Below are 13,942 nucleotides of genomic sequence, written 5' to 3' on the forward strand. Positions count from 1 at the left end.
AGGTTGGGTGTGTAAGCGCTGCGAGGCGTTGAGCTAACCAATACTAATTGCCCGTGAGGCTTAACCATACAACACCTAAAGGGTTTTGGTTGGACTGAATAGAAAAGAATACAGATTGATACTTGAATGAGTGTGAGAACGAACAGCTTTCCGAATTAAGTTAAAGCATCATAAATGATGTTTTAACAAAAGAATTTGCTTGGCGACCATAGCGCTTTGGACCCACCTGATTCCATGCCGAACTCAGAAGTGAAACGAAGTAGCGCCGATGGTAGTGTGGGGTTTCCCCATGTGAGAGTAGGACATCGCCAGGCTTTAAATTGAAATACTGAATAGACACTGCGGAGTGGTAGTTCAGTTGGTTAGAATACCGGCCTGTCACGCCGGGGGTCGCGGGTTCGAGTCCCGTCCACTCCGCCACTTTTTCTTCTATTTTAGAAAAATATAATTTACTTTATTGGGCAATATAAAGTAATATAAACAAAGTTTTAGGGGTGTAGCTCCAATTGGCAGAGCAGCGGATTCCAAATCCGCGTGTTGGGAGTTCGAATCTCTCCACCCCTGCCATATTGAAGGCCTTAGCAGAAATGCTAGGGCCTTTTTACGTTGAGTGGATCTGATGCAACAAAGCAACGGATTCCCCTAATACCAAAATAGCGTGTGTTGGGAGTTCGAATATCTCTACCCCTGCCATATTGAAGGCCTTAGCAGAAATGCTGAGGCCTTTTTTAAGCTTAGTGGATCTTATGTAACAAAGCAGCGGATTCCCTTAATAGCAAAATAATATGACTTTTATTCATATTTTCTTTGCATATTCTCAATTAAAGCAAAGCGAGATAATGTGGTAGAGTTGCGGAAAATATTTGAGGAGAAAGATATGAATTCGACTATTGAAACTATGCTAAACCATCGCTCAATTCGTAAGTTTACCGAACAACCGATCGCTTCTGAGCAATTAGAGTCTATCTTGTCTGCGGGAATCTCAGCATCATCATCTAGCTTTCTTCAAACGACCTCGATCATTCGTGTTACCGATCCTGCTAAACGTGTTGCATTAGCTGAGTTTGCCGGCGGGCAAAAATATGTTGAAACGGCAGCTGAGTTTTTAGTGTTTTGTATCGATTATCAACGCCACTTTCAATTATCACCCGAAGTAAAACCAGAGTTCACTGAACTGACATTAATTGGTGCGATTGATGCCGGCATTATGGCGCAAAACACACTACTTGCTGCAGAGTCTCTAGGCTTAGGTGGTGTTTATATTGGTGGGTTACGTAATGCACCTAAAGAAGTTGATGAATTGTTGGGGCTTCCGAAATATTGTGCAGTGATGTTTGGTATGTGTTTAGGTCACCCAGATCAAGAGCCACATATTAAGCCTCGTTTGCCAAAGAAGGTCATGGTGCATCAAGATGAATACCAACCGCTCTCAGAGCAAGCAATCGCGGAATACGATGCTGAGACTAGCCATTATTATCAGACGCGCGGTAGTAATCAAAAATCAGGATCGTGGTCGGATCATATTAGTAGTCGACTAAGCCAAGAATCACGTCCATTTATCCGTGATTACTTAAATTCCAAAGGGCTAGCGACAAAGTAATTCTTCTTTGAAATGAGCATAAAAAATGGCCTGTTGCATGATAAGTGCAACAGGCCATATTGTTTATTCAGCTTTTATAGAATTTCAATAAGCTATTAATAGATGATTACGCCAAGTTTTGGATAACCACAAATTTCTCAAGTAGCTGATCTTCCGTTTCTATATGCTTAGGATCAGTAATGATGCAATTGTTAATTGGGCATACCGATTGGCAAGTAGGCTTATCGTAATGTCCTTTACATTCAGTGCATAAGTTATGATCAATTTCATAAATGCTATCACCCATACTGATTGCGCCATTCGGGCATTCGGGGTCGCACATATCACAATTAATACACTTATCTGTAATTAATAAGGCCATATTACTTTGCTTCTGCTGTCGCGGCTGAAACTGGATTACGCGTATTTTGTCCATTAGACAGGTTACGCATTAATAAACCGTAGCTTAAATCGAGATCTTCCGGCACTGGGATAAATACAAAGTGTCCGCTACCTTTTGCATCATCCACTTTTTCTGACTTACGGTTTTCCATGTCTTCTAAAGTGAAGCTGATGTTTCCGTTTGGCGTCATTAGCTCCAAGCTATCACCTAACAAGAATTTATTTTTCACTTCTACTTCAGCTAAATGACCACGACGTTTACCAGTGAATTCGCCAACAAATTGTTGAGAGTCTGATACTGAATAGCCGTAATCATAGTTTTGGTAAGCATCATGAGTGTGACGACGTAAGAAGCCTTCGGTATAACCACGGTGAGCGAGGCTTTCTAATGTACCCATTAGGCTTTCATCGAAAGGTTTACCTGCTACCGCATCATCAATCGCTTTGCGATAAACTTGTGCAGTACGCGCGCAGTAGTAGAAAGACTTAGTACGGCCTTCAATTTTCAACGAATGAACACCCATCTTAGTTAGGCGCTCAACATGCTGGATCGCACGTAGATCTTTTGAGTTCATGATGTAGGTACCATGCTCATCTTCGAATGCCGCCATTTTTTCTTCAGGGCGGTGAGATTCTGACAGTAATACTACTTCATCGGTTGGTTTACCAAGGCCTAAGGTATTTTCAGGACGTTGCTCTTGAACTTCAATGCCTTGCGCTTGGCTTGGATCGAATTGTTCAACGATCTGGCCGGCATCATTTTCGGTGCCTTTTTCTACTTTATATTCCCAGCGACAAGCATTCGTACACGTTCCTTGGTTAGGATCTCGCTTGTTCATGTAGCCAGATAATAAACAACGACCAGAATAAGCCATGCATAACGCGCCATGAACGAAAATTTCTAATTCAGTCTCCGGGCAATGTTCACGAATTTCTTCAATTTCTTCTAGAGAAAGCTCACGCGATAAAATCACACGCTCAACACCTTGAGTCGACCAGAACTTCACGGTTGCCCAGTTAACCGCATTAGCTTGAACCGATAAGTGGATTGGCATTTCAGGGAAAGCTTCACGCACCATCATGATTAAACCAGGATCCGACATGATCAACGCATCCGGCCCCATATCAACGACGGGTTTCAAATCACGAATGAAAGTTTTAAGTTTTGAATTGTGTGGTTGGATATTACATACCACATACAATTTTTTACCTAAAGCGTGGGCCTCATCGATACCGATTTGCAGGTTTTCATGATTGAATTCATTGTTACGTACACGCAGGCTGTAACGTGGTTGTCCCGCGTAAACCGCATCGGCACCATAAGCGAATGCATAGCGCATATTTTTTAGGCTGCCAGCAGGAGACAGTAGTTCTGGTTTAAACATAATGTATTTCTCTAGGTCTGATTTCAGGTCAGATTCATACCACCAAGCAGTATAAATTAGGGGAGCGAATTTTACGCCAAGTTAAGAAGAAAAGCGAGAAAAGCACAAGGGAAGTAGGGAATAAAAAAACAGCAGGGCTTTGCTGTGTAACAAAGCCCTGGATAATGGTTAGGATTTAACGATTAATCGTTTTTCGGTAATCCGCCTAGTGCATCAAACAGTTGTGGGAAAAATGACTCAAACTCACCACACATTAGAGCAAAATCTGCATCAAAACGTTGTGCTTGGTCTTCACGAGGAATATCTTCATTGGTGTCTTTTAATTCATCACTGAATTTTAAACGTTTGATGCTGGCATCGGCAGCCAGTACGAATTCAATACGTTCTTGCCAATCAAGTGCCAGTTTTGTCACCACTTTATCGGCAGCAATATGGTTTTGAATTTCTTCTGCGCTCAGCTCTTGTTTCTTACAGCGAATGATCCCGCCTTCTTCTTGCAGAGAATGGAACTCCGCTTCATCTAATAGTTGCAGACCTTGTGGTAGGTCGCCAGTTTTTACCCATTCGGTTAAGCTGGTTTCAATGGCAACTTCAGGAATCGCAGGCACAACAGGAAGACTGCCTAAAGTTTTGCGTAGTAGAGCGAGTGCATCTTCTGCTTTTTTACTGCTGCTTGAGTCCACCACAATAAAGCCAAGTGTTGGCATGATTAAAATAGATGTGAAGTTATGACGGCTAAACGCACGTGGTAACAAGTCGATTAAGATTTCATCTTTAAGATCATCTTTTTCTTTTTTCTTAAGAGGTCGACCTTCTTGTTGTTCAAGTAGATCAATTTTATCTTGCAGAGAGTCTTTGATAACGGAGGCAGGAAGTAGCTTCTCTTCTTTTTTCGCCTTAACCAGAATATGTTCGCCAGCGATGTGAGTTAATACATCTGAGTGTTTATTCAGTACACTCGTCCAGCCAAATTTTTGTTTATCTTGGCTGCCACAAGGTGTGAATTTAAATTCAGCCAGTTGAGATTCGAGTTTATCAACATCAAAGTTAATTTCACGATTGAAACGATACACTAAACAATTCTTAAACCACATAACTCTCATACTCAGTCTGGAAATTTGACGCCTATCATAGAAGATTTATTGGCTGAGTCAAAGTTGTGGAGTGTATTCAGGCAAACTCTTGACTCAAGGAGCGGTTGGCTATGACAAAATAACCATGGTTGGTTGACAGTTATATGAAAATTACTTTGCAGAAGTCACAAAACTGTCATACTTAAGACACATAATATGTATCAGATTATTATTAGCTAATTTAAATTAAAGAAGCAGACGCGAAAGGATTTTTTGGCATGTCGAGAAGAATTTTGGTTGTGGAAGATGAAGCTCCTATCAGGGAAATGCTGTGCTTTGTTTTAGAGCAAAAAGGTTACCAACCGGTTGAAGCTGAAGATTACGATACCGCCATCAATAAATTGTGCGAACCCTATCCGGATTTGATTTTATTAGATTGGATGTTACCAGGTGGTTCTGGCATTAATTTTATTAAACACCTTAAGCGTGAAGAGTTAACCCGAAATATTCCTGTCGTGATGCTTACTGCTCGTGGTGAAGAAGAAGATAAAGTTCGCGGTTTAGAAGTGGGTGCCGATGATTACATTACCAAACCTTTTTCACCTAAAGAATTAGTTGCTCGTTTAAAAGCGGTTATTCGTCGAGTTACACCTACAGCAGTCGAAGATGTTATTGATGTGCAAGGATTAAAGCTCGATCCTGTGTCTCACCGTGTAACAGCGAATGATGCTCCTCTAGACATGGGCCCGACAGAATTTAAGATGCTGCACTTTTTTATGACTCATCAAGAGCGCGTATATAGCCGTGAGCAGTTATTGAATAACGTTTGGGGCACCAATGTTTATGTAGAAGATCGTACTGTTGACGTGCATATTCGTCGCTTAAGAAAAGCATTAGAGCAAGAAGGGCACGACAAACTTGTGCAAACCGTACGTGGTGCAGGCTACCGTTTCTCAACTCGAGCTTAATTGTATTTTATCCGAATAACGGAGTATTGAACTGAATGGTTGAAAGGTTAACCTGGAAAAAGCTAGCTTGGTCGCTGGCTTTTTTTTACCTACCTTGGCTAATTATTGGCTGGTTTTTTGGCTATATGGGCTGGCTCTTATTTGCCGCTACCGTATTGCAGCTATTGTGGCAATTGCATAATCAAGTTCGTTTATCTGAATGGTTGTGGGATGAAAAACGTTTGAGCCCACCTTCTGGAACTGGTCACTGGGAACCGGTTTTTAATGGTATTTATCGCCTACAACAAAAACAACGCCGTCGTAGAAAAGAACTGGCGAATTTAATTCGTCGTTTTAGAAATGGGGCAGAATCCTTGCCTGATGCCGTAGTAGTATTTCGTAGTGAAGGCAATATTGTCTGGTGCAATAAGCTCGCTCAATCGCTGCTTGGTTTTCGCTGGCCAGATGATTCGGGACAACCGATCGCGAACTTAATCCGTACACCTGATTTTATCAAATACCTTTCTAAGCAAGATTTTTCTGAGCCGCTTGAAATGCTGTCGCCTCTTACGCCAGAACGCATTCTAGAATTGCGTATTGTGCCTTATACCGATGGTGAACATCTGATGGTAGTGCGTGATGTGACGCAATTAAAACAATTGGAAGGAATGCGTCGTAATTTCTTTGCTAATGTTTCCCATGAATTAAGAACGCCGATGACGGTATTGCAAGGTTATCTTGAGATGACCGAAGATCCTGAAATCTTGGCGGGACCAATGTGGTCGAAAGCACATGGGGTAATGACTGAACAATTGTCACGTATGAATGCCTTGGTTGAACAGCTGTTAACGTTATCTAAAATTGAAGCCTCGCCAATTCATGAGCTTGATGAGATTGTGAATGTTCCTGCCATGTTAGAGATTTTAGAAAAAGAAGCTATCGCATTAAGTGGTGATAATCAGCATAAAATCGTGTTTGATATCGATAAACGGATGGCAGTATATGGCGATGAAGAGCAGTTGCGTAGTGCGATTTCTAATCTAGTGTATAACGCGGTGAAATACACACCACCGGGCGCAGATGTCCATGTGAAATGGTATCAAACGGCTGATGGCGCACGTTTATCGGTTGAAGATTCAGGTGAGGGTATAGAGCCACAACACATTAACCGTTTAACTGAACGATTCTACCGAGTAGATAAAGCTCGATCCCGTGAAACTGGTGGTAGTGGACTTGGTTTGGCGATTGCTAAGCATGCATTAAGCCACCATGAGTCTTATTTAGAAATTTCTAGTGAAGTTGGGAAAGGGAGTTGCTTTTCCTTTGTATTGCCTAAGAAACTGGTTGCTCGCTCAACTTCATAACGTGTAAAGGGAAACTATGCGCAAAGCGGTACTTGCTTGTTTGATGATGATTCTTTCGCTGCCTTGTTTAGCCAAAGAAAGTGTTACTGATGAGCTTCAGGCATATCACAAGGTATCGGGAATGTCGGGCACCATTTCTTCGGTTGGCTCAGATACACTGGCGACCTTGATGTCCTTGTGGGCGCAAGACTTTCAGCGTATTTACCCTAACATTAATATGCAGCTTCAAGCTTCGGGATCCTCGACAGCGCCTACTGCGTTGACCGAGGGGACCTCCCAACTAGGCCCAATGAGTCGTCCAATGAAAGCTAAAGAATTAGAAGCTTTTGAACGACAATATGGCTACCCACCTGTGCAATTAAAGGTCGCAATTGATGCGATTGGTATTTTTGTCCATAAAGATAACCCGATTAAGGGGCTTAACTTTAAACAAGTAGACGCGATTTTTTCATCAACTTTAAAATGTGGCGCAACTGTATCGTTATCTAAGTGGCAGCAACTAGGTATCGAAACGGATTGGGCGAAACTAGGCTTCCAACTCTTTGGTCGTAATTCTGTTTCCGGTACGTATGGCTACTTCAAGCAACATGCACTGTGCAAAGGCGATTTTAAACGCCAAGTTAATGAGCAACCGGGCTCAGCATCGGTGGTACAATCGGTCGCTTCTTCAATCAACAGTATTGGTTATTCCGGTGTCGGTTATCAGGTATCGAAAGCCAGATTGATTCCTATCGCGCAGCAAGGACAAGATTATATCTCGCCCACTCGAGCGAATATTTTAGAGGGAAGCTACCCGCTAGCGCGCTATTTATATGTCTATGTAAATAAGAATCCATTAAAGCCATTACCTCGGCCACAAGCTGAATTCTTGAAATTTATTTACTCTAAGCAAGGACAGCTAGGGGTAGAAAAAGATGGTTATGTCCCACTGTCTCGTGAGCTAGCGAATACCCAGTTACAGAAGGTAGGGTTGTTTTAATAATCAGATAAACAAAAACAGCCTCGAAAGGCTGTTGGCTAAAAGAAAACGGCAACACAACTCTTAAAAGCTCAGGTTCCAGCCAGCGCTTTTCCAGTATTGCTGCTCGGTTTGTAAATCGGCATGCAGTAGCCGATTATTGTCTAACCAGTTTTCATCATCACAACCAACTTTCCATTGCTGGTTACTGTCATCTTCACTTTGACAATCGCCTAGCGTTTCAACTGAAAGGGTTAATTTAGGCAGCTCACTTTCTTCTTTTCTTTGCCCGTTTAGTACGATAGCGAGACGTAATATCGCAATTAAAGGCAGTATTTGTTTTTTCTTATAAATGGTTAACTCAGGCATTTCTTGCAGTTTAAGGGCTTTACGCTGAAAGCGAACTAATGCAGCAAGAACTTGTTGTTGTTCTTGGTTAAATCCCGGCATGTTGGTGTGTTGAAGGATATAAGCAGAGTGGCGGTGAAAGCCTTTATAGCTAATACTAAGCCCTACTTCATGTAGTAAGGCTCCCCAGGATAATAAGCTGCAAAGTCCGCTTTTAGGTTTTATATCGAGTTCTGAACCTACTTGTTTTAAAAAGCGCTCTGCTTGATTGCGTACATTTTTAGCATGACTCACATCAACTTGATGTTTATCGGCAAGGTTCTCTGCGGTTCGCATGCGAATATCTGAACGCTGGAATCGTTCTTCCATTTCATACATTAAACCTTCGCGTAATGCTCCATCGGAGAAGTGCATTTGTTTGAGGCTAAACGATTCAAATATAGCTAATAAAATCGCAACTCCGGCGGCAAACACCGGTTTTCGTTCATCGGTTAACCCTTCGAGTTTAATATCATCAATTTGATCAAGTTTGCAAAGCTCTTCAGCCAATTGTTGTAAGCGAGCTAAGGTGATAATGCCATCTTCGTGTCCCATGCCAATCAAGACTTCTCGGATCGCTTTAATGGTGCCGGAGGATCCTAATGCAGCATCCCAACCGAGCTTTTTGTATGGTTTACATAAGGCTTCTAATTTTTGCTCAGCGGCCAAGATGGCTTTAGAAAAGTTCTTTTTTGATAACTTCCCATTGTGAAAAAACTTGTTGGTATAACTGACGCAACCTAACTGCTTACTATTAAGTAGTTGAGGTTCAAATCCAGTACCGATGATCATTTCAGTACTGCCACCACCGATATCAATAACAAACTTTTTCTCCCACTCAGGTTGAGTATGGGCAACCCCTAAATAAATTAAGCGTGCCTCTTCTTCACCTGCGATCACTTCAATTGGAAAGGGTAGTACATGACGAGCACGAGAAAGAAATATATGAGCGTTATTGGCTTGACGAAGCGTGTGAGTGGCAGCGATTCTAACGTTATCAGCATCAAAATCTTGGATACGCTCAGCAAACATGGCAAGGCAATCTAGGCCGCGCTGCATTGCGGCATTGTCTAGGTTCATATGAGTATCCAAACCGTCTGCTAATCGCACACGCTGCTTATGACGACTGACGATTTGTAAATCATGATCTGTGACTTTCGCCACCACCATGTGAAAACTGTTTGAGCCTAAATCGATAGCGGCAATGTGTCGAATATTCGGTTCGGTTGCTAGATTCATAAACACCTATTTATTCTGTTTTTAAGCGAGCCTTCCTTTCAATTTGCTTCAAATAATCATAAATAGCAATTTGTGAGCGGACTTTTTTTCGATTACCGCGTGGTACATAGCTGTTGCTCATTTCTTTATCAATTCGTCTGGCTTTGACGGTATCAATAAAATGGATGTTGAGAATATCAATGATCCGCTGTTTTAATCTTGGTGAATGGATAGGGGTTGCGACTTCAATTCGATAATCTAAATTACGTGTCATCCAGTCGGCGGAAGAAATGTAAACTTTAGGATCGCCATCATTCTCAGTGACGACCACTCGAGGGTGTTCTAAAAATCGGTCGACAATACTGATAATTGAAATATTGTCGCTAACCCCAGGAATACCTGGTACTAATGAACACATGCCACGAATGATCATGCGGATTTTAACCCCAGCATTGCTCGCGCCGTAGAGTTTATTGACTAGTCCTTTATCAACTAAATTATTGACCTTTAAGGTGATACCAGCAGGTCGGCCTTCTTTAGCTATGGCTATCTCACTGTCGATTAGCTTGTAAATTTGTTGACGAGCATTACGCGGTGACACCATCAGTTGAGTGAATTTGACTGGGCGATATGGATTTTCGATATAGCCGAAGACACTTCTTACTTCGCTAGTTAATTGTGGATCAGCGGTTAATAGAGCAAAGTCGGTATAAATTCGAGCTGTTTTTTCGTGGAAGTTTCCGGTGCCTATATGCGCATAACGTTTTAACTCATCGCCTTCTCTGCGGGTAATAAGCAGCAGTTTTGAGTGTATTTTGAGTCCCGGTGCGCCAAAGATTACATGAACTCCGGCATCGGTGAGTAGCTTAGCCCATTCGATATTAGCTTCTTCATCAAAGCGCGCTTGCAACTCAACTACCACGGTAACTTTCTTTTTATTGTGTACCGCATCCATTAAGGAGTTCATCAGCTTTGAGTTTTTAGCCACTCGATAGATGTTAATTTTTATACTGATCACTTTAGGATCAAAAGAGGCCTGTCGTACTAATTCAGTGATGTGATCAAAGGTATGGTATGGGTAGTACAACAAAATATCTTGTGTACTGATCGCCTCAAAGCTATTCGGATAGCCATCAAAATCCGCGCATTTCAACGGAGTGATGGGTTTGTTTTCTAGATAGTTACGGCCAACATTAGGGAAAGCCGTGAAGTCTTTAAAGTTATGATAGCGACCACCGGGAATTAGGCTGTCATAACTGCTCATATTGAGTTTTTCACATAAATACTTGAGCAGGTGCTCAGGCATGTCTCTTTGATAAACTAAGCGAACTGGCATCGCTGTTAGTCGTTGATTCACCCCTTCTGACATTTGCTCAAGCAAACTATGCTCCACTTCATGACGTAAATCGTATTCGGCATCGCGAGTCATCGTCATGGTATAGCAGTTCAGTTCATCATATTCAAAAAATCCTTTGAAGATATCATCGAGACAGAAACGAATAATATTGTCGAGTAAAATAATAGTCTTACGACCTTTGCCTTTTTGTTCTGGTACCATGATAAAACGAGGGAGGTGATCGGTTGGAATGTCGATTAAGGCAAAGTTGAGCTGATCATCTTTTTGCATTTCGACGGTAAGATAAGAATGCTCATCTTTTAGAAAGCCTAATACATCGGTGTCCTTGTTCATTAGAAATGGCGTGATATGAGGAAGCACTTCACGATGAAAATATTTTTTGATCCACTTTTGCTGATATTCTTGCAGCTGAGACTCGTTAACTAAGAATATACGTCGTCGAGCCATTTCTAAGATCAATTCATTATAAAGCTCATCAAATCTTTGATTGAGCTTTAATACTTTTGATTGCATCTTAGTCAGTAGGTGTTTAGGGCTATCGTTGCTGCCACTTTCTTGGCTGATTAGAATACGGCGTTTGACATCAGCAAAGCGAACTTTATAAAACTCATCTAAATTACTAGAAAAAATCCCTAAAAATCGTACACGTTCGATTAGTGGAACCGTTTTATCGGCCGCTTCCTGTAAGACGCGTTCGTTAAAAGATAACCAACTAAGTTCTTTTTCTATGTAGAGTTTTTCAGAGCTCATTTTACCATCCAGCTTGTATTTGTCGCGCAGGGGAGAGAGTGGTGTGCTTTACCTCATGGAGCTATATACGTTAGTAGTTTTGTATGACACTTTTATTTCAGTACTCCTTATATAAAGATGCAATAGTAGTAAAATCAAACACAAATCAAAGTATAGTAATGAAACTGTCACACAATCGACATATTATGGCATCAATCAAAAAAGGTAATGTGGAACATGGCTCAAGTCGATACTTTCTTTCAACAACGAGATAAAAGGCGCTGGCTGACGGATCGCTTTGCAAGCTCGGTGATTAAGCTGGGAGGTATTAGTGTTCTTATCGCTTTAGTGTTGCTGATTTTCTATTTGATTGTTGTGATCGCACCAATATTTTCGCCTGCGAGTATAAAGTTAAAAGGTGAGCACTTACTTACTGGTGATAATAGCAATAACAAAACAGTTGCTATTGGTGTTGATGATAGTGGCCACACCGCTTTTCGTTTCACTGATGATGGGAAACTGATTTTTTCTGCACTCTCCCCATCTTTAAATTCCTCGGTTAACACAAGTCAAGAAATCGAACCGTTATTGATGAAGCAAGTTGTTGAGAACCCGGTAGCTTTTAAGGCGGCTGAAACGAGTTCTCGTTGGTATGCTTATGCCGATAACCAGGGAGGAATCCATGCGGTTCGCCCTAAGTTTTCGACCGTGTTTACTGCTGGTGGTCGCCAGTCTTCCCCAAACTTTAGTTCTTTTTCCGGTAACCCGGTCTCCCTCGATAGTGATGGGGTGGCGATTCGTCAGTTTGATTTTTCTATACAAGAGGATCAGGCGACCTTTATTGGTATTAACCAGTCTGGTAAATGGCGCGCGCTCGGTTATCAAAATGCTTCACAATTTGGGGATGTAAAGTCACATTGGCAGAGCTCTCCACTTAGCCTACCTAACTTATCTTCCAAGGTGAGAGATTTTGTACTCACGCCAGATGGAAAAACCTTATATGTGCTATATCCTGATTCGATCAGCGTTTTAAAGCGCGATGACTCAGGTTTTCAATTGCGAGAAAGTGTCGCTTTAACCAATACCCTAGATCACGATGAAACCTCAAAAGAAAAGTCGCCAGTAGTACAAGGTGTGAAGCTAGATTTACTTTCAGGTGCTTATTCCGTTTTAGTTACTCAGTCCGATGGTAAGGTTTCACAATGGTTTGATGTATTGAAAGATGGCAAGCGTCATTTAAATCAAATTCGTGATTTTGATTCAGGCAATAAGGCTAGAACTGCTTTTGTGTCGCCGGATTTTTATCGTAAAGGTTTCTTATTATTTGATGATGTTGGTCGAGTTGATAATTTCTATACCACTTCAGGTGATAAAATCCTGTCGAAAAAAATTGCTCAACACGCTCCTTTAGCCGCGGCGACCTCGTCCAATGAGCAGTTTTTAATTACTGCTTTTCAAGATAAATTATCGCTATTTAAGGTCGATAACCCGCATCCTGAAATTTCTTTTACCTCGTTATGGGAAAAGGTGTGGTATGAAGGGTATCCTGAGCCTGAGTATATCTGGCAATCGACTTCTGCTAGTAATGATTTCGAAGCGAAATTTAGCCTAGTTCCTATCGCTTTTGGCACTTTAAAATCAGCGTTATTTGCCATGATTTTTGCCGTGCCGATTTCTATTTGTGGTGCGATTTATACCGCTTACTTTATGACGCCAAGAATGCGTCGCTACGTAAAGCCAACTATCGAGTTAATGGAAGCACTACCTACAGTGATTATTGGTTTTTTGGCGGGCTTGTGGCTAGCGCCGATCGTTGAATTAAATTTATTAAATACCGTATTGTTTATTGTTCTGTTGCCTGTGGTTATTTTGCTCGCGGCACTTTTGTGGCAATCGGTTCAGAAATTCACTGTGCTTGGGGAGTATCAAGGTTGGATCGCGTTATTTTTAGTGCCTGTGGTGATTGGTTTTGCATGGTTGATCTTTACTTATGGTCACTACTTTGAACATTGGTTATTTGGTGGCGATGTTCGATTATTTATGGCTAATGTGGGCATCGACTTTGATCAGAGAAATGCGTTAATAGTCGGCTTTGCGATGGGTTTTGCGGTGATCCCCACCATTTTTACCATTGCGGAAGATGCCATCTTCTCGGTACCAAAACACTTATCCGATGGTGCCAGCGCACTTGGAGCAACCCCGTGGCAATGTTTAACTACTGTTGTTTTAGTGACCGCATCTCCCGGGATCTTTTCGGCGGTGATGATGGGGTTAGGGCGTGCCGTCGGTGAAACCATGATCGTTCTGATGGCAACCGGTAATACCCCAGTAATGGATTGGAATATTTTTGAAGGCATGCGAACCTTATCGGCCAATGTTGCGATTGAGATGCCAGAGTCAGAAGTCGGTAGCTCTCATTTTCGGTTATTGTTTTTATCAGCTTTCTTATTATTTGTATTTACTTTTGTCGTCAACTCGATAGCTGAGCTAATCCGTCAGCGTTTAAGGGATAAATACAGTGCGTTATAGATCAATATCTATGT

10 protein-coding genes, 2 tRNA genes and 1 rRNA gene are annotated in these 13,942 nt (G+C 41.7%); 8 read left to right on the forward strand and 5 right to left on the reverse strand.

The window, feature by feature from the left end; translation table 11 throughout:
• Positions 1-198: 198 nt before the first annotated feature.
• From rrf to nfsA, 4 genes are all read left to right on the forward strand, one after another.
• Positions 199-314, forward strand: a 5S ribosomal RNA gene (gene rrf, locus K358_RS0110295).
• A 29-nt stretch (positions 315-343) separates the two neighbouring features.
• Positions 344-420: transfer RNA gene (locus K358_RS0110300), tRNA-Asp, on the forward strand.
• Positions 421-490: 70 nt separating this feature from the next.
• Positions 491-567, forward strand: a tRNA-Trp gene (locus K358_RS0110305).
• 310 nt (positions 568-877) lie between these two features.
• On the forward strand, positions 878-1,600 hold the full coding sequence (nfsA, locus tag K358_RS0110310) for an oxygen-insensitive NADPH nitroreductase (protein WP_027696742.1): 723 nt from the start codon (positions 878-880) through the stop codon (positions 1,598-1,600).
• Between the two features lie 106 nt (positions 1,601-1,706).
• Here nfsA and K358_RS0110315 read toward each other — a convergent pair whose 3' ends face one another.
• The 3 genes from K358_RS0110315 to rdgC all read right to left on the reverse strand — a co-directional run bounded on the left by K358_RS0110315 (position 1,707) and on the right by rdgC (position 4,460).
• Complete coding sequence (locus K358_RS0110315; protein WP_027696743.1) at positions 1,707-1,961, reverse strand: YfhL family 4Fe-4S dicluster ferredoxin; 255 nt, start codon at positions 1,959-1,961, stop codon at positions 1,707-1,709.
• A 1-nt stretch (position 1,962) separates the two neighbouring features.
• Entirely contained in the window at positions 1,963-3,366 is a 1,404-nt protein-coding gene (gene trhP / locus K358_RS0110320; protein ID WP_027696744.1) for a prephenate-dependent tRNA uridine(34) hydroxylase TrhP, read from the reverse strand.
• A gap of 182 nt (positions 3,367-3,548) precedes the next feature.
• Positions 3,549-4,460, reverse strand: a complete 912-nt coding sequence (gene rdgC, locus K358_RS0110325) for a recombination-associated protein RdgC (protein ID WP_027696745.1) — start codon at positions 4,458-4,460, stop codon at positions 3,549-3,551.
• A 257-nt stretch (positions 4,461-4,717) separates the two neighbouring features.
• On the opposite strand from rdgC, the gene phoB reads away from it, so the two are divergent.
• Genes phoB through K358_RS0110340 form a run of 3 tightly spaced genes read left to right on the forward strand, consistent with a single transcriptional unit; the run spans position 4,718 to position 7,729 of the window.
• Positions 4,718-5,407 carry a phosphate regulon transcriptional regulator PhoB gene (gene phoB / locus K358_RS0110330; protein WP_027696746.1) on the forward strand — a complete coding sequence of 230 codons (690 nt, stop codon included), beginning with the start codon at positions 4,718-4,720 and terminating at the stop codon, positions 5,405-5,407.
• Between the two features lie 35 nt (positions 5,408-5,442).
• On the forward strand, positions 5,443-6,750 hold the full coding sequence (gene phoR / locus K358_RS0110335; RefSeq protein ID WP_027696747.1) for a phosphate regulon sensor histidine kinase PhoR: 1,308 nt from the start codon (positions 5,443-5,445) through the stop codon (positions 6,748-6,750).
• A 16-nt stretch (positions 6,751-6,766) separates the two neighbouring features.
• Positions 6,767-7,729 (forward strand): PstS family phosphate ABC transporter substrate-binding protein, encoded by a 963-nt coding sequence (locus K358_RS0110340; RefSeq protein ID WP_027696748.1) that lies wholly within the window; start codon positions 6,767-6,769, stop codon positions 7,727-7,729.
• A gap of 63 nt (positions 7,730-7,792) precedes the next feature.
• Here K358_RS0110340 and ppx read toward each other — a convergent pair whose 3' ends face one another.
• Positions 7,793-9,334, reverse strand: coding sequence for an exopolyphosphatase (ppx, locus tag K358_RS0110345; RefSeq protein WP_027696749.1), 1,542 nt, complete (start codon positions 9,332-9,334; stop codon positions 7,793-7,795).
• Between the two features lie 10 nt (positions 9,335-9,344).
• Complete coding sequence (gene ppk1 / locus K358_RS0110350; RefSeq protein WP_027696750.1) at positions 9,345-11,420, reverse strand: polyphosphate kinase 1; 2,076 nt, start codon at positions 11,418-11,420, stop codon at positions 9,345-9,347.
• Between the two features lie 216 nt (positions 11,421-11,636).
• On the opposite strand from ppk1, the gene K358_RS0110355 reads away from it, so the two are divergent.
• On the forward strand, positions 11,637-13,928 hold the full coding sequence (locus tag K358_RS0110355) for an ABC transporter permease subunit (RefSeq protein ID WP_027696751.1): 2,292 nt from the start codon (positions 11,637-11,639) through the stop codon (positions 13,926-13,928).
• Positions 13,929-13,942 lie beyond the last annotated feature (14 nt).

This window comes from Vibrio litoralis DSM 17657, assembly GCF_000426765.1.
GTDB classification, from domain to species: Bacteria; Pseudomonadota; Gammaproteobacteria; order Enterobacterales; family Vibrionaceae; genus Vibrio; species Vibrio litoralis.